Raw genomic sequence first — 25415 nt, forward strand, 5'->3', positions numbered from 1 at the left:
TGAATGAATCAGTTAAGCAGTTTTAATCACAAGAAAATTTGGATGCTGGGGGCAGTCATATTATTTCTATTTTTAATGACTCATCCGGCTAGCGCCTCCACAGCAGGTGGAGGACTTCCATTCGACTCATGGTTGACCAAAATCCAGAAGTCCATTACAGGTCCATTTGCCTTTAGTGCGGCGATTATTGGTCTGGTTGCTGCCGGTGCCACACTTATTTTTGGTGGTGAATTAAATGGTTTTATGCGAACCCTTGTCTTTTTTGTATTGGTGCTTTCATTCCTGGTAGCGGCACAAAATACTATGACAGCGATTACTGGTAAAGGGGCGGAAATTTCCAAGCCATCTGTTGAGATGACAGCAATCGAGTCTCAGCCATGAGCCTTCGCACTATCTCCATTCGTAGATGTGGAAATCGTCCCAGTCTCTTTATGGGCGGAGACCGTGAGCTTGTCATGTTTTCAGGATTGCTATCAGCCATTTTGGTATTTGCCGCTCAGGATTGGCTGGCGGCGATTGCTGGTATCGTCATGTGGTTTTTATCTCTGAAAGGACTTCGCTTAATGGCGAAATCTGATCCCTATATGAGAGCGGTTTATCTGAGGCAAAGACGTTATCAGGCTTATTATCCGGCTCGTTCAACCCCTTTCAGGGAAAACAAAAGAGGTTATCAATGATTGAATTAATCGCCTTTTTGATTAGTACTACAGGGCTTGTCATTTTGGGTACTTTGTTTTGGGAAATTCGAAGTAAAAGCTGTGGGCACCATGTCAAAAAGCATCGAAGTCATACACCTGGACTAGTTGATTTACTTAATTATGCGGCGGTTGTAGATGATGGCGTAATTGTCGGAAAAAACGGCTCTTTTATGGCGGCCTGGCTTTATCATGGCGAAGACAATGCCAATACTACCGATGAGGCGCGTGAGATGGTGTCATTTCGGATCAATCAAGCCTTATCCGCTATGGGTAGCGGTTGGATGATTCATGTAGATGCCATGAGGCGTGCTGCACCTGGTTACAGTGCGCGGGGTTATTCTCACTTTCCTGATCCCATATCAATGGCAGTTGATGAAGAAAGAAGGAAGCTATTTGAACAGTTGGGAACCTTATATGAAGGATATTTTGTTATCACGTTAACCTGGTATCCGCCTGTATTGGTACAAAAACGTTTTGTTGAATTGATGTTTGATGATTCAGGGGAGCGCTTAAGCCAGAAAGCAAAAACGCATCAATTGATTGAGACCTTCAAGCAATCTTGCCGCAATTTTGAATCACGCATGAGTTCGGCAGTTCATCTGGAAAGGCTTGGCTCAGATGATAAAGACGATACAGTAATGCAGGATAACTTTCTAAGGCACTTACAGTATTGTGTCACAGGACTTAACCATCCCGTCAATCTGCCTAAAAACCCAATTTATCTTGATGCCTTGATAGGCGGTCAGGAATTAACGCCAGGCATTACTCCCAAAATTGGTCGGAAGTTTGTTCAGTGCGTCGCGATTGAAGGTTTTCCCATGGAATCTTACCCTGGAATTTTAACCGCGCTATCGCAACTACCCATTGAATATCGCTGGAACTCCCGCTTCATATTCATGGATGCGCATGAAGCTGTCGCACATTTCACTAAATTCCGTAAAAAATGGAAGCAAAAAGTCAGAGGATTTTTTGATCAGATTTTTAATACCAATTCAGGCATTGTCGACGAAGATGCGCTTAGCATGGTCAATGATGCGCAATCAGCCATTGCTGAAACCAATTCTGGCATGGTAGGGCAAGGTTATTACACTTCGGTTGTTGTTTTAATGGATGAAGATCGCGCACAAGTTGAAAAAGCAGCGCTGTTCATTGAAAAGAACATCAATGCGTTGGGTTTTGCGGCCAGAGTAGAAACCATTAATACCATGGATGCTTTTATGGGAAGTTTGCCAGGCCATGGTGTTGAAAACATCAGACGACCATTGATTAATACCATGAATCTAGCGGACTTATTGCCAACATCCAGCATCTGGACAGGTGAGAATAAAGCACCGTGCCCACTGTTCCCACCCTTGTCACCACCTCTGATGCATTGCGTCACCAGTGGTAATGCACCGTTTCGCCTGAATCTTCATGTCAGAGACTTAGGCCATGGCATTATGTTTGGTCCAACGCGTTCTGGTAAATCAACTCACCTTGGTTTACTCGCATTGTCTTGGCGTCGGTATAAAGATGCCCGTATTTATTCATTTGACAAAGGACTATCCATGTACCCAACCTGCAAGGCGACAGGTGGTGAGCATTACACCATTGCCGATAAAGACTCAAAGCTTGCCTTTGCGCCCTTGCAGTTTTTAGAGTCCAAGGCAGACAGGGCTTGGGCTATGGAGTGGATTGATACAATATTGGCATTAAATGGTTTGGATACAACCCCAGCACAGCGTAATGAAATCGGCTATGCCATTATCAGCATGCACCAAAGTGGCTCTAAAACCTTATCTGAATTTGTCATGACCATTCAGGACGAACACATTCGTGAAACCCTAAAGCAATACACCATCGATGGATTGATGGGGCATTTATTGGATGCTGAATGTGATGGTTTAGGTCTGTCCTCGTTTATGACCTTTGAAATTGAGCACTTAATGGGATTAGGCGAAAAATTTGCACTACCTGTGTTGCTCTATCTGTTTCGACGCATTGAAACCTCACTGGATGGCCGCCCAACGCTCATCTTACTGGATGAAGCGTGGTTGATGCTCGCGCATCCTGTCTTTAAAAACAAGATTGCTGAATGGCTTGATTCCATGGCCAAGAAAAACTGCGCTGTATTTATGGCAACTCAACATCTTTCCCATGCAGCAAAATCCGGCATTTTAGACATCATTGTTGAATCCACAGCCATCAAAATCTTTTTACCCAATCTATATGCAAGAGATCCTGAAACCTGCGTGATTTATGAACGCATGGGCTTAAATCCACGTCAGATTGACATCATAGCTCAAGCCCAACCCAAGCGTGATTACTACTATGTCAGCGAAAAAGGACAACGTCTTTATCAATTAGCATTAGGCTCTATGGCTTTGGCTTTTGTAGGGGCTACTGATCCCGATTCTATCGCGCGGATGAAACAGCTTGAGTTGAAGTACGGTGATGGGTGGGTATCTAAGTGGCTTACGGAAAAAGGAATCCAATTGGAACGGTACGGAGAAGCAGCATGAAAAAAATAAAACAATGGCTTAATACCCCAAGACTTGAAAAGAAAAATGAAGCGTTAACGGATAATCCCTTTCTTAACGCCAGACGCTCCTGGAATGTTCATACCGCAGGTCTTATGAAATCGGTACAGGTTTGGCAACTGGTGGGCTTAAGCAGCCTCTTAGTGGCACTGGCCGCTGTTGGTGGGCTTATATCCATTGGCACCCAGTCCAAATTTATCCCTTTGGTATTTCAGCAGGACGCTAATGGCAATACCTTGTCAGTCACCCGTGCGGATAGGGTTGGACAAGCCAATATTGATGATTATCGGGCGGCTGCTGCACATTTTATTGAAAATATCCGCATGGTAAGTAGCGATGTTGAACTACAAAAGAAGGCTGTGTTTCAAGTTTATTCCTATTTAAATCAGAATGATGCGGCTCTAGCCAAAGTTCAGGAATTTTACAGTAATAAACAGCAGTCTAATCCCTTTGAAAGAGCGACGCATGAAATCGTCAGCATTGAGATTCGATCAGTTCTACAAGAGTCTGATGAGACCTGGCAGGTTGATTGGGTTGAGACGGTGAGAAATCGTGACGGAACGCTTAAAGAAAAGCCCTATATGATGAAAGCCATGATCACGATGTATCAGGACAACGAACTTAATGATGTCTCCAGTGAGTCTATTTTGAAAAACCCACACTTAATTTTTATCCGTGATTTTAACTGGTCCTATGAATTAAAGCATGGAGAACAGCGATGAAAAAAATAATGCTCATTTTTTGTTTATTGATGCCATTGACAGGTTTTGCCCTGGATAATAATGAGCTGGCCACTCGTTATTTTTCCGAAAACGATCCAAAACTGTCAAATCAGGAAAAGCAGGCTTTAGATATTGCAGAGCGTTGGCAAAAGGGAGACAAAACCAGCAAACCATTTCCATCCTCGGATGGATCAGTCAGTTTTGTCTATGGCTCAGGGCAAATAAGGGTAGTATGCGCGCCCTTGCAGGTTTGTGATATTGCTTTGCAGGCAGGTGAGCAGTTTAATGATATGAATGTTGGTGATCCACGCTTCATTGTTGAGCCATCCATTACGGGTGCGGGTAGCGCGCAACAAATCCACCTGTTAATCAAACCTAAAGATGTTGGACTTGACTCCTCTTTGGTCGTAACCACAGACAGAAGAACTTATCATTTCAGATTAAAGTCAGACCGCTTTGAGTTTATGCCCTATGTATCTTTCATTTATCCCGATGAAGCAAAAGCGAAATGGCAGTTAATTCAGCAAATTCAAGCAGAAAGACGGAAAGCGGATACCCTTCCAGAAACCAATGAATATCTTGGCAATCTTAATTTTAACTATCGAATTCAGGGGAATGCACGATTTAAGCCAGTTCGGGTTTACAACAATGGCGTTAAAACCATTATTGAGATGCCGAAAACGATGGCACAAAGTGAAGCCCCTGCTTTATTGGTTTTAAGAAGCCGTGGGTTGTTCCAAAAATCAGAGTCCGTCATGGTGAATTATCGTCTGCAAGGTTGTCGTTACATCGTCGATAGCGTTTTTGATAGGGCAATATTGGTTATCGGAAGTGGAAGCTCTCAAGAAAAAATTACCATTACGAGGTGCTAAAGATGAAGAAACTAAGCGTTTTATTGCTCGCTCTATTGTTATCAAGCTGTGCAAGTCAGCGTTATGGGAATTTTACTCAAGTATCTCAAGGCCGAGACGTTTATTTGGCACAAGACGCGGCATCCCAATTAACACGTGTCTATCCACCTGCTCAAAATACGTTTTACATCAGTCAAAAGGTAAGGGATGCTTTTGGCATCAGCCTGATTCATGAAATGCGAAAAAAAGGTTATGGCGTGATTGAAAACAATTGCCCCAAACAAAAGGCCAATTTTTTCTATGTTGTCGATGAGATTAAAGCAACCAACCTTTACCGAGTCAGCCTTTTTATTGGCTCACAGACCCTCAGCAGAATTTATGCCAAAACCGGTGGAAAAATTCCCCCAGTTAGCGCATGGACTCATAAGGAGTGAGACTGATGAATCAAAACAACGATTTTTTATCAAAAGACTACTCACCGCAAAAACTCCAGACAGCCGGTGTGAAGCGGGTGAATAACGTACCATTAATCATTGTCATTGGTATTTTAACTGTGTTTGTGGTGTTGATAGCTTTTGTTGCCAATAAACGGGCAAATGCACAGAACCAATCTCCCGAAATAGTAAAGATTAAAAGTCAGAAAAAAAACACCATGAGTCTGGCTTATGAAGTGGTAGGAAACCACAAAGTACCAGTCGTAGCTCCGCAAACTGAAACGATCACAATCAAGCAGGAGGCTTCCCTACCCATACTTGAGCAACAAGACTTGCCTCAAAAACAAGAGACGTTGGATCAAAATGTGACTGATGCTGAAATAGAACGCATTCGCCAGGAAAAAACACAAGAATTTGAAGAGGCGGTCAAAGCAAAAACATCCATTATGGTGGATAACGTACGGCTGAATAACAGAGCAAGTGTAAGGACATCCATGAGCGGGAATGACGTGACATTCAATGTTGACCCATCTACGGCCTTTAAAGAGCAACTCATGTTAGTACAAGGGATGCACAACAAACCCATGCCGCAAACCTTAGGTGGTGAAGAAAATGAAATGCGTTGGCATTTAAACTCAAGACTTGAAAGTCCAAACAGCCGATATGAACTCAGAGCGGGTGGGGTGATTCCAGGAGTAATGGTCAGTGGCATCTCCTCTGAATTACCAGGGCAAATCATCGGTCAGGTATCACAAAACGTCTATGACACCGCAACGGGTAAATACCTTCTCATTCCTCAAGGAACCAAAGTATTTGGCATTTATTCCAGTGATGTGAGCTTTGGCCAGAATTCCGTATTAGTGGCTTGGCAGAGACTGGTATTTCCTGATGGCAAGGCATTGGATATTGGCTCCATGCCAGGCGCTGATAGTGCGGGATTCGCCGGATTTCGTGATCAAGTGGATCATCATTATGCAAGAATTTATGGCTCAGCGCTTTTAATGTCTGGCATTGTTGCAGGTATTACCTACAGCCAGAATAGTAATCAGCCTAACCAGTTCGGTTACAGCCAACCCACAGCGGGTTCTGTCTTGAGTCAGGCATTAGGACAACAGTTAGGTGAGGTGACATCACAACTGGTTTCAAAAAATTTGAACGTATCCCCGACCATTAATGTCCGTCCGGGTTACCGTTTCAACATCATTGTAGTGAAAGATTTAACTTTTAAACAACCTTATAGACAGTTTGCTTATTGATACAGGAGGAGTGCAATGAAATTTAGAATCATGCTTATTTATTTATGGACACTACATGTTTTCGCCAGCGGTGCGCCCGTATTTGATTTTGCCAATTGGATTGAAAATGGAAAAATCATACTGAATCAGGTGAGTCAGTATAAAACTCAGATCGATCAATACAACAATCAGCTGCAGCAATACCAAAATATGTTAGAGAACACTAAGTCGCTCACTTCCTTCCAGTGGGATAATGCCAACTCTGTCATTAATAATCTGCTTGAATCGACTAATACAATTGATTATTACAAGCAGGAAGCAGGCAGCCTTCAAGGTTATCTGGACCGATTTCAGAGCCAGGAATACTATCAGAAAACTCCTTGTTTTAATGGTAATGGTCATTGCTCACCCGAAGAACTCAGGAAAATCAAACAAAGTAGACTCTCAACTTCTGTTGCCGAAAAGCGTGCTAATGATGCCATGCTCAAAGGGATTGATAAGCAACAACAGAGCTTGAAAGATGACTCAGAAAAACTACGGGTCTTGCAATCTCAGGCGCAAAGTGCCGTTGGGCAAAAGCAAGCACTACAGGCTGCTTCACAATTAGCCAGCAATCAATCACATCAATTACTTCAAATCAGAGGGCTTTTATTAGCACAACAAAACGCGCAGGCGGTAAAAGATGCGGCAAACGCCAATAAAGAGGCCATACAGGCCGCGGGTGATGAGCAATTTCGAGCGGGTACGTATCATAAAAGTTCAGGTAAAAAATGGTAATTCAGTCATAACGACAAGGAGAAGAAATGAAACGCTTAAGTTTATCCATCATGGTGTTCGCTTGTTTGCTTTCAGGCTGTGAAAGTACAGAAACCAAAGCAAGGAAAAAGTCAGAGCACTTGGCCTCGTTAACCTGTGACAGCCCAAGAGAAGGCCACACAAAAGAAGAACTCCAGGCCATTGGCGAGGCTTGTTTCAGAGGGGGAAGCTATTCAAAAAGTTCAGGGAAAAAGTGGTAATACTATGAATAAAAAGACAACCACCTCTTTACTCATACTCTGTTTGCTAGGCTTTTCTGTATGCTGTCATGCCCAGGGCCATGGTATAGACAGCAGAGATTTGCTAGACAATATCTTATATCGTTTTTCCAGCACTGCCTCGATGTGGAGCCAAACTATTTTAAGTTATGCTCGTTACCTTTTTTGGTCTTTGGCCACCATCAGCATGGTATGGACTTATGGTCTCATGGCTTTGCGAAAAGCAGACATTCAAGAGTTTTTGGCAGAAACCGTAAAATTTTTAGTGGTTGTCGGTTTTTTCTATTGGATTTTAGATAATGGGCCTGCGATTGCAACTGCAATTATGGATTCTATGCGACAGCTCGCTGCAAAAGCTTCTGGAATTAACGAACATGTGTCGCCTTCTGACATTGTGGATGTGGGGTTTGATATTGTATCAAAAGCAATCGACAGCTCATCAATCTGGTCACCGGCTGCAACGACGGTAGGATTAATTGTTGCTGGGCTTATTCTGATTATATTGGCGTTGGTCAGTATTAATATGCTCATTATCCTGATTACAGCCTGGATCTTGATTTATAGTGGCATCATTTTATTAGGTTTTGGCGGCGGACGCTGGACACAGGATATTGCGATTAACTATTACAAAACAGTACTAGGGATCGCATTACAAGCCTTTGCCATGATTTTGATTATCGGCATAGGAAAGTCTTTTGTAGATCAATATTACGCGGCAATGTCAGAAAACATCATGCTAAAAGAAATGTTTGTCATGATGGTTGTTGCCGTACTTTTGTTGGTACTTATCAATAAAATTCCCCCTGTTTTATCCGGCATCGTTTCAGGTGGAGGATCAGGTGGCGGTGGTGGTCTTGGTCTTGGAGGCGCGTTAGGGGCTGCGGGAATTGCAGGAACAGCCTTAGCAGGCGCTGCGGGTGCTGCAGCTCTGCAGAGTGCTGGGGGATTATCCGCTTTACAGGCTGCATTCAAGGCTGCTTCTCATAGTATCGGCGCAAGTGGCGCTGGCTCCGTGTCAGGAGATAGCCCAGGCTCAAAACAAGGTAGTTTGGCTCAGGCTATGGGACAAGCTTCTAAATTTGCTGGTTCCTTTGGTTCACATTTAGCTTCTGGGGCGTTTGATGTCGCCCGTGAAAAAGCAGCAAGTATGAAAGATGCTTTTTCTGCAAAAGCGGCTGATACCACAGGCGGTAAAATTGCTGATGCCATTCATCAGCGCATATCTTCCAATGCTGAATCGCCAACTATTAATCAACAGGTATCCGAGTCTCAAAATGTCACTTCTATGGGTGCTCCAGAAGGTAGTTTTAGTTCAGGGAACATAAACAGTGATGATGAAGTCAGTCAATTTGTCAATCAAAAAGCATCTGGAGACGGTCAATGAGCTTGAACAAACCCAACAAAGCCATTGGCCCACAGGTGAGACAAAAGCATAATGAAAAAACGAATAAACAACTTGTTATTTTAGTTGCTCTCTCGCTTTTCATCAGTATGCAGGTTGGCACACAATTTGTGGCTTATAAGTTGCATTTTAGTGATGAATTAGGGTTTTCTCTGAATCATGTCTACTTTCCATGGCAGTCCCTTTGGTGGAGCTTGAAATACCATCATTATTATCCTGATTATTTTAATGCAGCCTTTGGTTTGATGGCGATGAGTGGCTGTCTTTTTTTAATGTTGATTGTTTTTGTTGCTAAGCATTTAAAAAAAGAAAACATCAGTGAATACCTGTATGGTTCAGCCAGATGGGCCAACAGAGATGATTTAAAAAATGCTGGACTGTTTGGCAATGAGGAAGGCGTTTATGTCGGTGCTATTGAAGATGAAAAAGGGGATATTCATTATTTACGCCATAATGGCCCAGAGCATATTTTAACTTATGCCCCAACGCGTTCTGGCAAAGGGGTTGGTCTTGTTATTCCTACCCTTTTATCCTGGAAACAGTCTTGTGTGATTACGGATTTAAAAGGAGAGCTTTGGGCATTAACAGCTGGTTGGCGTCAAAAGCATGCCAACAATAAAGTCATTCGCTTTGAGCCGGCAACATTAAAGGGTTCAGCCCGATGGAATCCATTAGATGAAATTAGAGTAGGTACGGAATATGAAGTTGGTGATGTACAAAATCTTGCAACGCTTGTAATTGATCCTGATGGTAAAGGACTTGAAACCCACTGGCAGAAAACATCCCAAGCACTTTTGGTTGGGTTTATTCTACATGCAATTTATAAGCTGAAAAATCAAGGAGAACCGGCTACTTTTCCAAATATTGATCGCATGTTGGTCGATCCAAATACCAACATCGCCGATTTATTGATTGAAATGACTCAATACCCGCATGTTGATGGCAAAACACATTTTGTTATCAGCGCATCGGCTCGCGATATGATTGATAGGCCGGAGGAAGAAGCAGGTTCTGTCTTGTCCACCTTAAAATCGTACCTGGCTTTATACCGTGATCCGATAGTTGCTTACAATGTCTCTGCATCAGATTTCTGTATTAAAGATTTGATGCATCATGCAAGCCCTGTCAGTCTTTATATCGTGACCCAACCCAATGATAAAGCACGATTACAGCCTTTAGTTCGGGTTATGCTGAATATGGTTGTCCGCCTTTTGGCGGATAAAATGGAATTCGAACGAGTCGATGATGGGCGAGGGAATTATTTCGTAAGAACGAAGAAAACCTATAAACATCGCCTGTTGTGCATGATTGATGAATTCCCAAGTCTTGGGAAGCTTGATATTTTACAAGAGTCATTGGCGTTTGTTGCCGGTTATGGTTTGAAGTTTTATTTAATCTGCCAGGACATTAATCAGCTTAAAAGTCGTGAGCGCGGCTATGGCCCAGATGAAACCATCACCTCGAACTGCCATATCCAAAATGCTTATCCGCCCAACCGGATTGAAACCGCCGAGCATCTATCAAAACTTACCGGCCAAACCACTATTGTGAAAGAGCATATCACGACCAGTGGCAAACGATTTTCAACCTTTTTAAACCAGATTTCCAAAACAAAACAAGAAGTCTCGCGACCGCTTTTAACGGTTGATGAATGTCAACGTATGCCTGGACCAAAAAAAGATGAAAACGGTTTAATCAAGGAAGCAGGCGATATGGTGGTGTATGTGGCAGGATTTCCTGCCATTTATGGCAAACAGCCGCTTTATTTTAAAGACCCTGTGTTTATCGCCAGAGCTTCTGTTGAAGCGCCAGAGCAATCAGATATCTTACGCGTCCGCCTTCGTGAAGATGAGGAAATCAGACTATGAAAAAGTTCACTTCCTGGATTGCTGTTCTTATGCTAAGCATCATCGGCATGGCATTTCTTTTCATGCTGATGGGCTTTCGCCTGAACACCACAGATTCCATTCCTTTTGGTCTTTATCGTATTACAAATATAAAAAACATCAAAAATTCCTATGTGATTTTTTGCCCTGACGATCGACCGGCTTTTAAACAGGGATTAGATAGAGGCTATATCGGAAGTGGCCTTTGCCCTGGCGGTTATGGGTATTTAATGAAAAAAGTGGTGGCAACAAATGGTGATCAAATATCTATCACCTCCGACGGCATTTTTGTTAATCGCCAACTTATTCCCTTTTCAAAACCGATATTAATAGATGGAAGGAAACGACCTTTGCCTCAATGGCGCACCATAGATTATCAGATCAAAGAAGATGAACTCATAACCATGACTAGCCAAAGCGAATGGTCTTTTGATAGTCGTTATTATGGCCCTATTCGTATATGGCAAGTGAAGGGAGTGATTAAACCCATATGGGTAAATGCAACAAGTGGAGAAATAGCATGAATAAAGCTGAATTAATGGATGTAATTTCAGAAAAATTAGATGATTTGATGGTTCCTGGTTTTATCGCCGAAGTCACTCCCATCGAAGCAGAAATCATGGGTGCCTTTTCTGAGGATGCGCTTAGTGAAGATGACGCTAAGGAGGCAGCCTATGACTAAATTGTCTCACCATCAGGTTGTGGCCAACCAAATCATTGAAAGCCTCAAACAAGGAACCGCGCCCTGGGTAAAACCATGGGAACCAGGCACGGGCGGCGGCCAAATCCCGTTTAATCCAGTCACAGGAAAGCGGTATCGAGGCATCAATGCCTTGTATTTGATGTTGAATCAAAGCGGGGATAACCGCTGGCTCACCTACAAACAGGCGCAAAGCATTGACGCGCAGGTTAGAAAAGGAGAAAAAGGCACGACTGTTCAATACTGGAAATTTACTGATGAAAAAATCAAAAACGATGATGCGGGAAACCCAGTCCTCGATGAGCAGGGAAATCCTGTCAAAGTGCAGGTTAACCTTGAAAGACCCAAGGTGTTTTACGCAACGGTATTTCATGCCTCACAAATTGATAATATGCCGGAACTTGTCCAAAAAGAGCAGGACTGGTCTTTAATTGAAAGAGCAGAAAACCTGCTACTTAATTCTGGTGCTGCCATTTTTCATTCGGAGGCTGATAGAGCATTTTACAGGGTATCAACCGACAGCATTCACCTCCCTCCCAAAGAGCAATTTAAATCAGCCGCCCATTATTACGCCACAGCCCTTCATGAGCTTGGTCATTGGAGCGGGCATCCTTCAAGGCTTGATCGAGACCTACGCCATCCCTTTGGCAGTGAAGCTTACGCCAAAGAAGAACTAAGGGCTGAAATCGCCAGTATGCTGTTGGGTTCGGAGCTTGGTATTGGACATGACCCCTCCCAACACACGCCTTACATCAAATCATGGATTCGCGTTTTAGAAGGTGATCCGCTGGAAATATTCAGAGCGTCAGCGGATGCTGAAAAAATTGTCAATCACATTTGCTCATTGGAACAAGCACAAGACATCCAGCATGAGCAATCTATTGTAAACAGGAATGAAAAAAATAATGAGGAAACTCTAATGGAATCCGAAAAGAATATCCCTGAAAAAGTCTGGCTTAGCATCCCATTCAAACAAAAAGAGTTAGCCAAATCCGTGGTAGGGAAGTTGCCCGATGGAACATCTGGCATTGCCTGGGATAAAACACAGAAATGCTGGTATGCAAAACCAGGTGTTTCCATTGAAAAAATCAAAGCCTGGCTTCCAGAAAATCAAAACTCACCAGAAGACAAAGCACTTTCACCAGCCGATGAATTCAAGGAAGCGTTAATCAGTTTGGGTGCAGTATTGACAGGTGAGCATCCTATCATGGACAGCAAGACTCATCGTATACAAATGGAGGATGATAAAGCTGGTGAAAAGGCAGGATTTTACGTGGCCCATTTAGATGGTATTCCCGCAGGCTATATCAAAAATAACCGCACAGGTGCTGAGCTAAAATGGAAAAGTAAAGGTTATGTTTTAACCGATGAACAAAAAGCAGCACTTAAGGCTCAGGTACTCGAAAATCAAAAAAATCGCGAGCTTGAATTGGTGGAAAGGCACAAAAGCACCGCATTAAGGCTCAAGCAAAGGCTTTCCAAAATGAGTGAGATTACCGAGCCAACACCCTATATGAAATCAAAAGGCATTCAGGTTCATCCAGATGTTTATACTGATGATGACAAAAAATTAACGTTTATTCCTGCAACCGATATTGAAGGTACAATTTGGACGGTTCAATATATTGCAGAAGATGGCACCAAGCGCTTCGCTAAAGATTCAAAAAAGGAAGGCTGCTTTCATGTTCTGGGCGGCATGAACAAACTTTCTGATGCGCCGGTTATTGTCATTGCGGAAGGATATGCAACCGCTGCAACGATAAAAGAAGCATGCGGGCTGCCTGCTGTCGTTTCTGCCTTTGATTCAGGTAACCTTAAATCGGTAGCGAAAGCATTGCATGAAAAATATCCGCATACTCCCGTTATGATCGCATCTGACGATGATAAGCACTTGGAGTTAACGCAAGGCATCAATCCAGGGAAAGAAAAAGCTTTGGAGGCTGCGAGTGCAGTTAATGGCTTTATTGTTATGCCGACTTTCGCACCCCATGAACAATCTTTAGACCCTAAAAAATTCAGCGATTTTAATGATTTGGCAAATCACAGTATGCTGGGCTTGGATGGGGTTAAGCGTCAACTCAAACCAAAAATTGAAAAAGTTGCCAAACGATGCAATCGTCTGCGCTTATTGCAAAAAGTAATGTGATTCATATTGCTTAGGTTATTTGATAAGGTGAAGTTTCTTACTTTCATCAATTAACCAGCGAAGGCCATCAGTAACCTTGGTTTGTAATAAAATGTGGGCGCTTTCATTAAAGAATCGTGGCAAGCCTTCATAACAACCCGTTATAGTTCCTTCCTTATCATGCCAGAAAAAAGTATGTATCAATTCTTTATGCTTTGACATGGATTCAGTGATTGCACCAAATGATACGAGTTCTTTGAGCTTTACATTACCGCCTAACTCTTCCTTAAGCTCACGGATTACAGCTTGTTCTGGCGACTCATTATGTTCTATTCTGCCGCCAAATTCGCAAAGATAATCAGGGTATGTTGGCCAGTCATGAGGGCGATGTTGTAATAGAATTTTATTATCTTTGGTTAAAACAAGGCAGCCTACATATTGATTTGGGTAGCGGTCTATATTGATATTGAAATTTTTTATTAATTGAACAGTCATAGTATAAAGGTTACTTGGCCAACTCACTATTACCTATTGTTATTTCACCATTAATATTATAAGAAAAACAACCCAAGAATTCGTCTAGATAATCGATGTTTAGAACCAGTATCGAAATCGAGTCATATTCTATTTCATATTTCGGAACAATGAATAAATTATTTTTTATTTTTACTTTATGTAAAACCCATTTATGTTGGCTAACTCCAGGTTCTGAAGATTTATTGTAATCAATTACCCATATTTTTGCATTTGTGACAATCATAGGAATTATAATCGGAAAATCTTTTGATTTATCTTTATCTGTATCCGTTAATGATATGGCTTTTATTGCTGACAAAATTTGATATTGGGCTTTGAAAAAATTATTTTCAGAGTCGTTCTTAGATATTTTTTTTAATTGCTGGCCTGTTTTGTTAAAAAAATCACCGGTAAAGGTGAAGAAATATTGATTTTCATCCGGCTTGAATTGAGCAATCCGATAATTGGAATCTTGAATAGCGTGTCGTTTTGTGTTGTAGCTCTTTGGGTCATTGCTACTATCTTCTTTTATCAAAATTAGATGTGATGAATCAGATGATCCTTTACACTCAATTAACCATTCCCTACCTGTATATTGCGCTGCCCTAATATCGATTTCAACAAACTCATCCCCACTTTTCATTAACTGGTTCATCAAAACAGAAAAATTTTTCTCTTCTAGTACCTTTTTTGTTCTGAATTCTAAGTTAAAACCATATCTGTTAGCTGCATCCAAAATTAATTTTTTATCATCCATAATTTTTCCTAAATTACCAATTATTAATCCAAAAATCAGTGCACTTCCTAATTATTCCCTTTAATTATAATTATAGGGTTACAGGGGTGAATTATCCCAATTCATTTATTATTTGTGCTCTACCTTTCTGCTTAATCCAGAAACTTTCCGTCGCACATAGTTATCAGATTTGAGTCTTTGCCGCTCCAGCTGATCATGTGCATTATCCGGCAATAACACTTTACTTCTTCTGGCGAGCTGAACCATATCGAGTTGGGACAAGTCTCGCAAGCTGTTTTGACTTTTGGCTGGCGGGCCTTGTCTAATGCTGTCAGCGTTGGGCTTCGTACTGGAAAGTGTTCCTCTTTTTCCAATGGCTGCTCTAGCAGCTTCATTGCTTCTTGGAGTTCTTCCTCCATCATTAAATCTGTATCGTCTTGATTGCTCATAGCGTCTCTCCTGTTCTAAGACCATTTTTTGGCGCTGTGCTTCCATTTCTGAATTAGCAAAGGTGATCGGGATATTATGCTGGATGGTTATTTGAAGAATGATCTGTTTAAAAAGTGGCGAGCCATTTACCTGGATACAGTTGCCGTATCTCTGCTGTGCCATCTCAATGGCTTTTTTCAGTGTAGCAATAGAGCCGCCCTTAGAAATTTTAATTTCCTTGCCGGTGTTTCTGATGACCGCCTTATCCATTTTATATATCTCTGTTCCCTCTTTAGTAATGGAATCAACTTGCTTAATATCCGCTAAGGAAAAATTAGATGACGCGGCTGATAAGGAATAATTACTTTGATTTTTTCGATTGTGATAACGCATAGCTGTTAAGGCTTCTTTGTCTCCTTCCCGAGCTTTTTGCTGCAACCAATCAGCCCAGGTTTTGTTTTTATGTAATTCAAGAAGATGCTTTCGTTCTTTGGCATAATTTTGGCGAACTTTTTCAATTTCTTTCAAAAGGGTTTTGCTGGTTTGCTGGTAAAGATATTTTTTTTGAGTCCTCGGGGCTTTCATTAACTTCAAAACTGCTCGTTCGGTTCGACCACGTTTCTTGGCTTTCGTAATCAGTCTGGCTTTAGCTTCACGCAGATGTTTGAGTTTCTCGGCAAGCAGAGTTTTGCCATGTTCTTTTTCATGTAGGTAACGCGCATAAATTTCTGAACCGATCACTTTCCTATTTAGTGGTTCATAACGATAAATATTTTGCCTGGATCTTTCAGTACTAAATGGTGAGGGCTTAAATTCACCCAGCCTGGATTCCAGGTTCTTTTTGGAAAAGCATCGTGAAACAGAGCTTGCCTTAACTATAAGTCCTGCCTCATTACAAAAGACCAGACCATTAGCTTTAATATGAATTTCCAAGCCATGAAGGGATAGGATTTTATGAACCTCATTCCAATGGTTGGCCTGGTTAATCTGTTCCAGACAATTTCTCTTTATCCAGTTAATCAAGCTTTCAATGCCAGAATGTTGTTCCATATCATCGGCAAGATTCTCTGAACGACTTTTTCGGGTTCGATGATTGGTTATTTCAAGACCATACTCAATTTCCAGTTTCGATGCCACATCTGCAAAAGCTCTATAAGCTCTATACGGCTCAATCATGTTAAAGGTTTTTGGATGAATTTTATTGATAGCAATATGAATGTGAAGGTTGTCTGTGTCGTGATGAATAGCGCTAATCCTTTGATGATCTTTGAATCCAATAGATGATGCGACACTTTCCTCTATAGCTTTCAATACCTCGTTGGAGGGATTTTCCCCTGGGGCAAAAGATATGAGCATGTGGTAAGTTTTATCGCTTTTAGCTCTTTGGTTTCTCGCCTGAGTTGCCAATACTTCATGAATAGCCCAGGTAGGATCAACACTGTTACAGTTTGATATCCTGACTTTACCTACTCGTTCCTGTTTATTTTGTTCATCAGTAATGTATTTTACCAGATCTGAATAGCTGCTCAGTCTTGCCGACTTCATTGGGATATGGCGAATAATCATAACTTTTTCACCACTTCAAACATTGCAGCCTGCATTGTCTGAATGCGATCCAATAAGGCTTTTACTTTTCGGTGATCAAAATGTGCGACACGTCTATCCTGGGTAAGCCATAGCTTAAACAGCCCGCCAAGCCTTCCCATGTCTGCATTTATTTTGGATAACTGGAGAATATAATCCTTATCAATGGCACTTTGGATTTGATAGCCCAACCCAATCCGGCGCAAATATTCCGCAACAGAAAGTCCCGCTTGGGCAGCATGGGATTTAATAGAAATTTCTTCATCGGGAAGGACGGGAACACGAAGATGACGACCGTGTTTTCTGGAAGGTGATTTATTTTTATCGTCCATAAGGATGCTGACCTCTTAACAAGTGGTTTGCAATCCTTTAGGTGCTGATTAATTGTTTTCTTTTTGATCTCAAAAAGCAAGATACCCGTTGAGCACCGAAGGTGCGAATAATGTTCGTGAAGATTGATAGCCAGCTTACTGGTTAGCTAACTTCACCTATCTTGCCCTGCTTTTCCAGATCACTTTAAAGAATCATATCAGGAACTTTTTGGAACTTGCAACGATTTTTAAAGAACTTTTTTGCCTATAGAACTAAAATAATCCAAATTATTCCTAAAAGTTCTTTTATAATGCTCAAATGCTCATTTTTATATTCTAGTAAATTCTTAATAGTTCTAAAATATTCCTTTTTTCTTGTTCCAATCCTAATTATGATTTAGACTTTTTCAATAATAAAAATTGACACCAAAGAAGAATGAAAAAGCCACTTTCCGAACGGGTAATCCAGAATCAGTCAGAAAAAAAGAACGGGCGAACCAATGCCAAGATTCAATTTATCGCACTGAAAGAAGATATTCGAGAAGCCCTTGATAAGGGCTGTTCGATGAAAGCTGTTTGGGAAACTTTATCTGATGAAGGACAAATTTCATTCGGCTACAAGGCATTTAGGCATTACGTACTTAAGTTAATTAAGTCAGAGCAGGAAAACATCAGGGATGATAAACAAAGCAAAAGTAAAACTACCAATGAAATCAAAGGTTTTACTTTTAATCCAATACCCAACCCGGAGGAACTCTTGTAATGGCAAAAATACATATCACGATGCAGGGCAAAGGCGGTGTCGGTAAATCCTTTGTTTCGGCAACTACCGCTCAGTACAAACTTAATAAAGCACAATCCCCACTTTGTATCGATACCGATCCCATTAACGCTACCTTTCATGGCTTTAAGTCACTTAATGTCGAACGCCTGAATATTATGGAAGGCGATGAAATCAATCCGCGCCATTTTGATACCTTAATTGAAAAAATTGCAAATACACAAAATGACGTGATTATTGATAATGGCGCCAGTTCTTTTGTGCCTTTATCGCATTATCTCATCACCAACCAAGTACCCACCTTGTTAAAAGACATGGGGCATGAACTTATCATCCATACTGTTATCACTGGTGGTCAAGCGTTACTGGACACAATAAATGGTTTTGCTCAGCTGGTAAATCAATTTCCAGGAGATGTTCGCTATGTTGTGTGGCTAAATCCCTATTGGGGAAAGGTTGAGAGTGAAGGAAAACCTTTTGAGCAAATGAAGGTATACAAAGAGACCAAAGATCGAATCGCAGCAATAATCAACATTCCTGATTTAAAGGAAGAAACTTTCGGCCATGATCTCTCAAATATGCTTCAACAAAAAATTACATTTAATGAGGCAATCGATTCCCCTGAGCGAAATATTATGACCAGGCAGCGATTAAAGTTGATACGGGATCAACTATTCAGCCAGATTGACAACGCTATGGTGATCTAATGTCAGAGAAAATTAATGAGGCAATTCAAGACATTGCAGGCAAGCATGGTGTTGTTCTGGGTAGAGATGATCCAGTTCTTATCTTCCAAACCATGAATGACAGGCTGCTTGAGGAAAATCGAAAAGCACAACAGGAAATGCTGACTCAATTCAAAGAGGAAATGGAGAGCATTTCCTCTCAATGGAAGGTTGATGCTAAAGACAAAGCTGAGAAAGTACTTAATGCTACATTGGCTAGTAGTAAAGAAGCTATGAACAAAATATTGAGAGAGGCCACCAATGAATTCGTTCAAGTCATGAAAAACGTGATATCAAATTCACTGACGGAAGCAAAGGATTTGACTCAACAGACGCGTAAAGCAAATCGATTTACATTGTTAACATCGGTAACAATACTGACTGTTTCTTGCGCATTTATGTTGTTCTTACTTATTAATTTTTTGAGGTAACTCATGCATTCAATTGGAATCAAAGATGAAGAATGAAAATAATAAAAAGATACAAAATCTGAGTACATTTTCATGGTCAATAGCTGAAATACTGCGAGGTGATTTCAAGCAGTCAGAATATGGTAAGGTTATTTTGCCATTCGTTGTTTTGCGTCGATTGGATTGTATTTTAGAACCCTCAAAAGATGCCGTAGTGCGTGCGTACGAAAATTTACCTGAAGGAATTGATGATCATACTAAAGACATGATGCTATTTGGTGCTGTTGGTGGCGGTCTGAAAGTATATAACTACAATAATCTCACTTTTAGTAAAATACGAAATCAAGATCCAGGCGATGTACATAAGAATTTATTAGACTATATTACCAGTTTTAATAGCAGCGTTCGCGATATTTTTCTTGAAAAATTTCTCTTTACTGATCAGCTTAAGCGCCTAAAAGATGGTGGAATTTTATGGCAAGTATTCGATCTTTTCTGCCAGATAGATTTACATCCTGACAATGTTTCCAACATGGAGATGGGGTACCTCTTTGAAGATTTGATTCGCCGTTTCTCTGAAATTTCGAATGAGACAGCAGGGGAACATTTCACACCTCGTGAAGTCATTCGTTTGATTGTGGATCTTTTATTGATTAATGATGCCGAAGCATTGGCGGGTTCAGGAATCATTCGTACAGTTTATGATCCTGCCTGTGGAACCGGCGGTATGCTTGCACTTATGGAAGAGGCAATGAAGGAATATAACTCTAAAATTCGTGTTGAGCTCTACGGGCAGGAACTAAACCCAGAATCCTTTGGTATTTGCACGTCTGACATGCTGGTGACAGGTCATAACCCAGAGCAAATTGCTTTCGGTAATACGTTAACAGAGGATGCTCACAAGGATAAAAAATTTCACTATATGCTTTCCAATCCTCCGTACGGAGTAGATTGGAAAAAGTACCAAGACCCTATTAAGCAGGAAGCGCAAGAAAAAGGGATGGATGGTCGTTTTGGTGCTGGACTACCGCGTATATCTGATGGACAGTTGCTTTTCCTGCAGCACATGATATCAAAAATGCGAGATGATGAAGTAGGCTCACGTATCGGTATAGTGATGAATGGTTCACCTCTTTTTACAGGTGGGGCAGGCTCTGGGGAAAGTGAAATCCGTCGCTGGATGCTTGAAAATGATTGGGTAGAGGCGATTATCGCATTACCTACAGACTTGTTTTACAACACCGGCATTCAAACCTATGTTTGGATGCTTACCAATAAGAAGGATAAGAACCGTCGAGGAAAGGTGCAGCTCATTGATGCAAGCAGTGAACGATTTTGGCAATCCATGCGAAAAAGTCTTGGTAGCAAACGTCGAGAGATTCCAGATCATGCTCGTAGAGAAATTGTTAAAATTTATTATGAAATGCTCAATGGTGGTGGTGATTGGAGCGAATTTTCTAAAATTTTTGATAGGCAAGAGTTTGGTTATCGAGAAATACGCATCGAGCGGCCTTTGAGGCTAAATTTTGAAGGAAGCAAAGAGCGCTTGGAATTGCTTCAACAAGAAAATACGTTTCTAAAACTTTCTGAAATAGAGCAACAAGAATTATTAACCGCACTTAATCACAACATATTAAAACAGCAATTTAAAAATCGTGATGCATTTGAGAAAGCACTTAAAACAGCATTAAAAAATTTAAGTTTCAAATTAACTGCACCATTGAAAAAAGCGATCCTTACAGCGCTCTCTGAGAAAGATGAAACTGCTGACGTTTGCTGTGACGCTAAAGGTAATCCTGAACCTGATACTGATTTACGTGATCATGAATTAGTGCCACTTACAGAAGATTGGCATGAATATGTTGAACGAGAAGTAAAGCCTTTTGTTGCAGATGCTTGGGTAGATGAAAACCACAAGGATACCACCGATGGCAAGATTGGCCGTGTAGGGTATGAAATTAATTTTAATCGTTATTTCTATAAATATGTCCCACCGCGCCCTGTGACTGAGATTGATGAAGAGCTTAAACAATTGGAAGCAGAAATTGCTAATCTGTTGAAAGAGGTAGTGGCATGAGCATAATGATTAGCCATGTCCCAGAAACCTGGAAGCTTGAAAAATTAGGTCAGCTTTTCGAAGAGCGTAAAGAGAAGGTTAGTGATAAAGATTTTGCTCCACTCTCTGTTACAAAACAAGGAGTTGTCCCTCAGATGGAGCATGTCGCTAAATCAGATGATAGCGACAATAGGAAACGTGTAGCAGAAGGGGATTTCGTAATTAACAGTCGCTCAGATAGGCGCGGTTCTAGTGGATTATCTAATCTGAATGGCTCTGTTTCTCTGATAAATATAGTTTTAACCCCTCGACATGGATATCCACGATTTCTGCATTATTTGATGCGTAGTTATGCCTTTCAGGAAGAGTTTTATCGTGTTGGTCATGGAATTGTCGCTGATTTATGGACTACCCGCTATTCTGAGCTCAAAGGTATAACGGTAGCTCTACCAAGTGAACAAACTCAAAAAGAAATTGCAGATTTCTTGGATCGTGAAACTGATCGCATTGATCAGTTGATAGAGAAGAAGCAAAAATTAATTGTGGTTCTTCAAGAAAAGCAAGGAGCTGAATTAGATCATCTTACATTTAGCAATCCAAGTAAAAATGAATGGAAGAGAATACCATTTCGATGGGTATGTAGAATTCCAAATGGACAAGTAGATCCCCGTGAGCAGCCTTGGTTAGAAATGCCTCTTATTGCGCCGAATCATATTGAAAGCAATACCGGAAGAATAACGCATATTGAAACCGCCAAAGAGCAATATGCAATTAGTGGTAAATATACTTTTCCTAAAGGAACTGTGTTATATAGCAAAATTCGACCAGCCTTAGCTAAGGCATGTATTGCCCCACGCTCAGGGCTTTGTAGTGCAGATATGTATCCTCTTATTCCAGCTAAAAATCTAATACCTGAATATCTGCTGATGCAAATTCTCTCACGAACATTTACTGATTGGGCGTCAATAGAGTCTATGAGAGTTGCGATGCCAAAAATTAATAGAGAGACTCTAGGAGGCTTTAAACTACTTATTCCACCGTTGACTACACAAAATAAACTTGCTTCCATTTGGACAATAAAAACACAAAAAATTGATACCTTAATACAAAAAATTAAGGATAGCATTGGGCAATTAATAAATTATCGAACATCTATTATTACCGAATCTGTAACGGGCCAGCTAGACATCAAATCATGGAAAAAGAGAGGTAGCACCGACAAGCACCTCGATAATATCGAGGAGGCAATGCGGTATGACGGATACAAGTAAGCGAATTTACTCTCAGGACACTATCTTTCGGGAAAATGTGTTGCAATATCATGTGATCGATCAGCTAGTTAAAAAATTAAGTTATGTCCATCGCAGCACAGATGATTATGATCGTGCTTCAGCACTCGACAAAAATTTAGTGATGCAATTCATTAAATCCACACAGCTTGATCAATGGAAACGGTTGCAAGAGCAATATTCTGCTAGCGCCGAAACTGAATTTTTCAAACAATTGGAAAAAGCGTTGAAATCTCGCGGAACGCTGGATGTGCTGCGCCAGGGTATCAAACTTATTCCTGGCATTAAATTCTCTCTTTGCTTCTTCAAACCGGCTTCAGGCATTAATAAAGAACTATTACAGCTCTTCGAGGCCAATATTCTTTCGGTGATTGACGAGCTGAAATATAGCAGTAAACATGATAACCGCATTGATATTGGCGTGTTTGTTAATGGCATTCCATTGGCGACTATCGAATGCAAAAATCAATCAACAGGTACGACGTTCCGTCATGCTGAAAAACAATACCGTACCGATCGTTCCCCAGCAGGTGAGCCATTACTAACCTTTAAACAAGGCGCATTGGTACATTTCGCAATGGACGAAGACAATGTTTCCATGACGACACGATTAGCAAACGGTAAAACTCGATTTTTGCCATTTAACCGAGGCCATAATGGTGGTGCAGGAAACCCTGATATCGCCGATCAATTTCGTGTTGGTTATCTTTATGCTGACCAACCAGAAGGAAAAGCCATTCTCTCGCGAGATATTCTGCTTGATATCGTTGGACGATTTATGCACCTGGAAGTAAAAGATGGTAAAGAGGTCATGATATTTCCGCGCTTTCAGCAGTTAGATGCTGTATTGAAGTTATTAAGACATGCAAAACAACATGGCCCAGGTCATAGCTATTTAATTCAGCATTCAGCAGGTTCAGGTAAATCTAATACCATTGGTTGGACAGCTCACCGTATGATTACTCTACATGATGAAAAAGACCAACCAATTTTTAACACAGCCATTATTGTGACTGATCGTATTGTGTTAGATCGCCAACTACAAAATACTGTGGCTCAGTTTGAGCAAACTAAGGGCGTGGTGAAAAAGATTGATGGCACCTCGCGACAGTTGAAAGAAGCCATTAAGCAAGGTGCGCGTATTATCATTACCACCATCCATAAATTTTCGACTGAGCACCTAAAGGAAATCTCTGGTCAAAGCAAGCGCCGATTTGCTGTACTGATAGATGAAGCCCATGGTTCTCAGTCGGGTAAGCACGCTGATAACCTCTCAAAAACTTTGACACGTGAAGAAAGCAATAATAGTCCGTCTGATATAGAAGATATGATTGCTGATTATCAGCGCCAGCGTGGGCCACAGGCTAATATCAGTTATTTCGCTTTCACAGCTACACCACGTAATGTCACATTGGAGCGTTTTGGTACAAAAGGATCAGACGGTTTGCCATATCCATTCCATCTTTATTCTATGCGTCAAGCTATTGAAGAGGGCTTTATTCTTGATGTGTTGCAGAATTACATGACCTACAAACAGTACTATAAGCTGGAAAAAGCCATTGAAGATGATCCTGAATTGCAAGGACGAAGAGCGCATCGCCGTGTTGCCAGATTTGCGATATTACATCCAACTGCAATTGCTCAGAAAGTGGAGGTTATTGTTGAGCATTTCCGTCGCCATGTGATGCAAGAGATAAATGGCAAAGCTAAAGCAATGGTTGTCACTCAAAGTCGTGAACATGCACTTAAATATTATTTTGGTATAAAAAAGTATATTGAAGAGAAGCAGTATGTAGGTGTGAAAGCCTTGGTGGCTTTTTCAGGTGAGCTAGAAATCGATGGTGAAACCTACACTGAAGCAGAATTAAATGGCTTCGCTGAAACCCAATTGCCAGAAAAATTTGATAAAGATTTTCAATTATTGATTGTGGCAGAGAAATATCAAACCGGGTTTGATCAGCCAAAGTTATGTGCCATGTATATTGATAGAAAACTGGATGGTTTACAAGCGGTACAAACCCTATCAAGGCTAAATCGCACTACCCCAGGTAAAATTAATACATATGTGCTCGATTTCCAGAATACGATTGAAGACATTCAAAATGCATTTCGACCATTTTATGAAGTCACGTCGCTGGAGGAGATATCTGACCCTAATCAAGTTTATGAGTTGGAGGGTCGCATTAAGTCTTTTTCTATTATCGACGAAGATGAAGTTAACCGTTTCTCAGAAGTTTTCTATAAAGGAGCGCTTGATCCCCACGATAGAATCGCGCTAGAAAAGTTGGTTAAGAACGCTGTCCAACGTTTTGAATATGAAGAAGACGAAGGAAAGCGTGAAGAATTTCGACAATTGCTGAAGAGCTACATGCGTTTTTATTCATTTGTCGCGCAGGTGATGAGTTTGCAAGACACTTGGCTGGAAAAACTTTTTTCCTATGTATCATGGCTTAATAGATTACTGCCTAACCGAGAAGTGCCGCCGGAAATTGAGATTACAGACGATATGATTCGTTTACAGGCATTCAGAATAGAGAAAAAAGAACAGGGTTCAGCTTCGTTATCTCCTGGCACAACTTCACCCCTATCTGCTATCAAAGAGTTTGGTGCTAATGCTTACACGGAAGATGAGGAGCGTTCATTATCTGAAATTATTGAGTCTTTCAATCAGCGTCATGGCACTGAATTTACTAAAGAAGACTTTTTGCGTTTTGAGAAAGTTAATCAAGAAATACTAAGAGATGATAATTTGAAAGATATGCTGAAAAATAACCCGCCAGATGTGGTTTTTGGTGCTTTTTCTCAGGCCTTTTTTGAAAGCGCGCTCCAATTATTCCAGCGCGATAATCAATTGCAAAATATAATCATGACAGATGCTGAGGCACGGAATCAGGCGATTAAACATTTCTTTGGACGAGCCTTAAAAGAAGTAAAAAATGGGAATTAAAAATTACTGGTGTTTTAAAAGCAGG

Annotated in this window: 23 protein-coding genes and 1 pseudogene; 20 read left to right on the top strand and 4 right to left on the bottom strand. The window is 41.0% G+C overall.

Annotated features, from left to right (window positions below; translation table 11 throughout):
- Window positions 1-3: 3 nt before the first annotated feature.
- The 14 genes and pseudogenes from NKV53_RS07755 (at window position 4) to NKV53_RS07820 (ending at window position 13641) form a co-directional block, all read left to right on the top strand.
- Window positions 4-381 carry a TrbC/VirB2 family protein gene (locus NKV53_RS07755; RefSeq protein ID WP_127032424.1) on the top strand — a complete coding sequence of 126 codons (378 nt, stop codon included), beginning with the start codon at window positions 4-6 and terminating at the stop codon, window positions 379-381.
- The gene (locus NKV53_RS07760; RefSeq protein WP_027226389.1) at window positions 378-677 is read left to right on the top strand and encodes a conjugal transfer protein TrbD; all 300 of its coding nucleotides are present in this window, start codon (window positions 378-380) and stop codon (window positions 675-677) included. The genes NKV53_RS07755 and NKV53_RS07760 overlap by 4 nt, the downstream gene beginning before the upstream one ends.
- The gene (locus NKV53_RS07765; RefSeq protein ID WP_061721642.1) at window positions 674-3199 is read left to right on the top strand and encodes a conjugal transfer protein TrbE; all 2526 of its coding nucleotides are present in this window, start codon (window positions 674-676) and stop codon (window positions 3197-3199) included. The genes NKV53_RS07760 and NKV53_RS07765 overlap by 4 nt, the downstream gene beginning before the upstream one ends.
- Window positions 3196-3939 (top strand): conjugal transfer protein TrbF, encoded by a 744-nt coding sequence (locus tag NKV53_RS07770; protein ID WP_027226387.1) that lies wholly within the window; start codon window positions 3196-3198, stop codon window positions 3937-3939. Before NKV53_RS07765 ends, NKV53_RS07770 begins: the two co-directional genes overlap by 4 nt.
- A complete protein-coding gene (gene trbG / locus NKV53_RS07775; RefSeq protein ID WP_027226386.1) occupies window positions 3936-4811 on the top strand; it encodes a P-type conjugative transfer protein TrbG in 876 nt (291 codons plus the stop codon). Before NKV53_RS07770 ends, trbG begins: the two co-directional genes overlap by 4 nt.
- A 2-nt stretch (window positions 4812-4813) precedes the next feature.
- On the top strand, window positions 4814-5224 hold the full coding sequence (locus NKV53_RS07780) for a conjugal transfer protein TrbH (RefSeq protein ID WP_027226385.1): 411 nt from the start codon (window positions 4814-4816) through the stop codon (window positions 5222-5224).
- Window positions 5225-5229: 5 nt separating this feature from the next.
- Window positions 5230-6480, top strand: coding sequence for a TrbI/VirB10 family protein (locus tag NKV53_RS07785; RefSeq protein ID WP_027226384.1), 1251 nt, complete (start codon window positions 5230-5232; stop codon window positions 6478-6480).
- Window positions 6481-6495: 15 nt separating this feature from the next.
- Entirely contained in the window at window positions 6496-7236 is a 741-nt protein-coding gene (gene trbJ / locus NKV53_RS07790; RefSeq protein WP_011945692.1) for a P-type conjugative transfer protein TrbJ, read from the top strand.
- A 26-nt stretch (window positions 7237-7262) separates the two neighbouring features.
- The gene (locus tag NKV53_RS07795) at window positions 7263-7475 is read left to right on the top strand and encodes a hypothetical protein (protein ID WP_027226383.1); all 213 of its coding nucleotides are present in this window, start codon (window positions 7263-7265) and stop codon (window positions 7473-7475) included.
- 4 nt (window positions 7476-7479) lie between these two features.
- Window positions 7480-8877, top strand: a complete 1398-nt coding sequence (trbL, locus tag NKV53_RS07800; RefSeq protein ID WP_127032425.1) for a P-type conjugative transfer protein TrbL — start codon at window positions 7480-7482, stop codon at window positions 8875-8877.
- Window positions 8874-10763: a type IV secretory system conjugative DNA transfer family protein gene (locus tag NKV53_RS07805; RefSeq protein ID WP_127032426.1), complete on the top strand. Its 1890-nt coding sequence runs from the start codon at window positions 8874-8876 to the stop codon at window positions 10761-10763. The genes trbL and NKV53_RS07805 overlap by 4 nt, the downstream gene beginning before the upstream one ends.
- The gene (gene traF, locus NKV53_RS07810) at window positions 10760-11305 is read left to right on the top strand and encodes a conjugative transfer signal peptidase TraF (RefSeq protein WP_061721639.1); all 546 of its coding nucleotides are present in this window, start codon (window positions 10760-10762) and stop codon (window positions 11303-11305) included. The genes NKV53_RS07805 and traF overlap by 4 nt, the downstream gene beginning before the upstream one ends.
- Window positions 11302-11463 (top strand): hypothetical protein, encoded by a 162-nt coding sequence (locus tag NKV53_RS07815; RefSeq protein WP_027226379.1) that lies wholly within the window; start codon window positions 11302-11304, stop codon window positions 11461-11463. The genes traF and NKV53_RS07815 overlap by 4 nt, the downstream gene beginning before the upstream one ends.
- Window positions 11456-13641 (top strand): annotated as a pseudogene (locus NKV53_RS07820) (zincin-like metallopeptidase domain-containing protein). The gene NKV53_RS07815 and the pseudogene NKV53_RS07820 overlap by 8 nt, the downstream one beginning before the upstream one ends.
- Window position 13642: 1 nt before the next feature.
- Here NKV53_RS07820 and NKV53_RS07825 read toward each other — a convergent pair.
- From NKV53_RS07825 to traJ, 4 genes are all read right to left on the bottom strand, one after another.
- Window positions 13643-14101, bottom strand: coding sequence for an NUDIX domain-containing protein (locus NKV53_RS07825; protein WP_061721638.1), 459 nt, complete (start codon window positions 14099-14101; stop codon window positions 13643-13645).
- Window positions 14102-14111: 10 nt separating this feature from the next.
- Window positions 14112-14879 carry a hypothetical protein gene (locus tag NKV53_RS07830; protein ID WP_059427872.1) on the bottom strand — a complete coding sequence of 256 codons (768 nt, stop codon included), beginning with the start codon at window positions 14877-14879 and terminating at the stop codon, window positions 14112-14114.
- A 108-nt stretch (window positions 14880-14987) separates the two neighbouring features.
- Window positions 14988-16853, bottom strand: coding sequence for a TraI/MobA(P) family conjugative relaxase (gene traI / locus NKV53_RS07835; RefSeq protein WP_127032427.1), 1866 nt, complete (start codon window positions 16851-16853; stop codon window positions 14988-14990).
- Window positions 16850-17203, bottom strand: coding sequence for a conjugal transfer transcriptional regulator TraJ (traJ, locus tag NKV53_RS07840; RefSeq protein ID WP_127032428.1), 354 nt, complete (start codon window positions 17201-17203; stop codon window positions 16850-16852). The genes traI and traJ overlap by 4 nt, the downstream gene beginning before the upstream one ends.
- 415 nt (window positions 17204-17618) lie before the next feature.
- Between traJ and NKV53_RS07845 the strand changes: the two genes are divergently transcribed.
- Genes NKV53_RS07845 through NKV53_RS07870 form a run of 6 tightly spaced genes read left to right on the top strand, consistent with a single transcriptional unit; the run spans window position 17619 to window position 25390 of the window.
- Window positions 17619-17945 carry a TraK family protein gene (locus NKV53_RS07845; RefSeq protein WP_011945703.1) on the top strand — a complete coding sequence of 109 codons (327 nt, stop codon included), beginning with the start codon at window positions 17619-17621 and terminating at the stop codon, window positions 17943-17945.
- Window positions 17945-18670 (top strand): ArsA-related P-loop ATPase, encoded by a 726-nt coding sequence (locus NKV53_RS07850; RefSeq protein ID WP_058470667.1) that lies wholly within the window; start codon window positions 17945-17947, stop codon window positions 18668-18670. Before NKV53_RS07845 ends, NKV53_RS07850 begins: the two co-directional genes overlap by 1 nt.
- Window positions 18670-19119, top strand: coding sequence for a conjugal transfer protein TraM (locus NKV53_RS07855; protein ID WP_127032429.1), 450 nt, complete (start codon window positions 18670-18672; stop codon window positions 19117-19119). Before NKV53_RS07850 ends, NKV53_RS07855 begins: the two co-directional genes overlap by 1 nt.
- Before the next feature lie 25 nt (window positions 19120-19144).
- Complete coding sequence (locus NKV53_RS07860) at window positions 19145-21175, top strand: class I SAM-dependent DNA methyltransferase (protein WP_127032430.1); 2031 nt, start codon at window positions 19145-19147, stop codon at window positions 21173-21175.
- Complete coding sequence (locus NKV53_RS07865) at window positions 21172-22425, top strand: restriction endonuclease subunit S (protein WP_127032431.1); 1254 nt, start codon at window positions 21172-21174, stop codon at window positions 22423-22425. Before NKV53_RS07860 ends, NKV53_RS07865 begins: the two co-directional genes overlap by 4 nt.
- A complete protein-coding gene (locus NKV53_RS07870; RefSeq protein WP_253350937.1) occupies window positions 22409-25390 on the top strand; it encodes a type I restriction endonuclease subunit R in 2982 nt (993 codons plus the stop codon). Before NKV53_RS07865 ends, NKV53_RS07870 begins: the two co-directional genes overlap by 17 nt.
- Window positions 25391-25415 lie beyond the last annotated feature (25 nt).

The sequence above is a fragment of the Legionella sp. 27cVA30 genome, from assembly GCF_024160945.1.
Lineage (GTDB): Bacteria > Pseudomonadota > Gammaproteobacteria > Legionellales > Legionellaceae > Legionella_A > Legionella_A septentrionalis.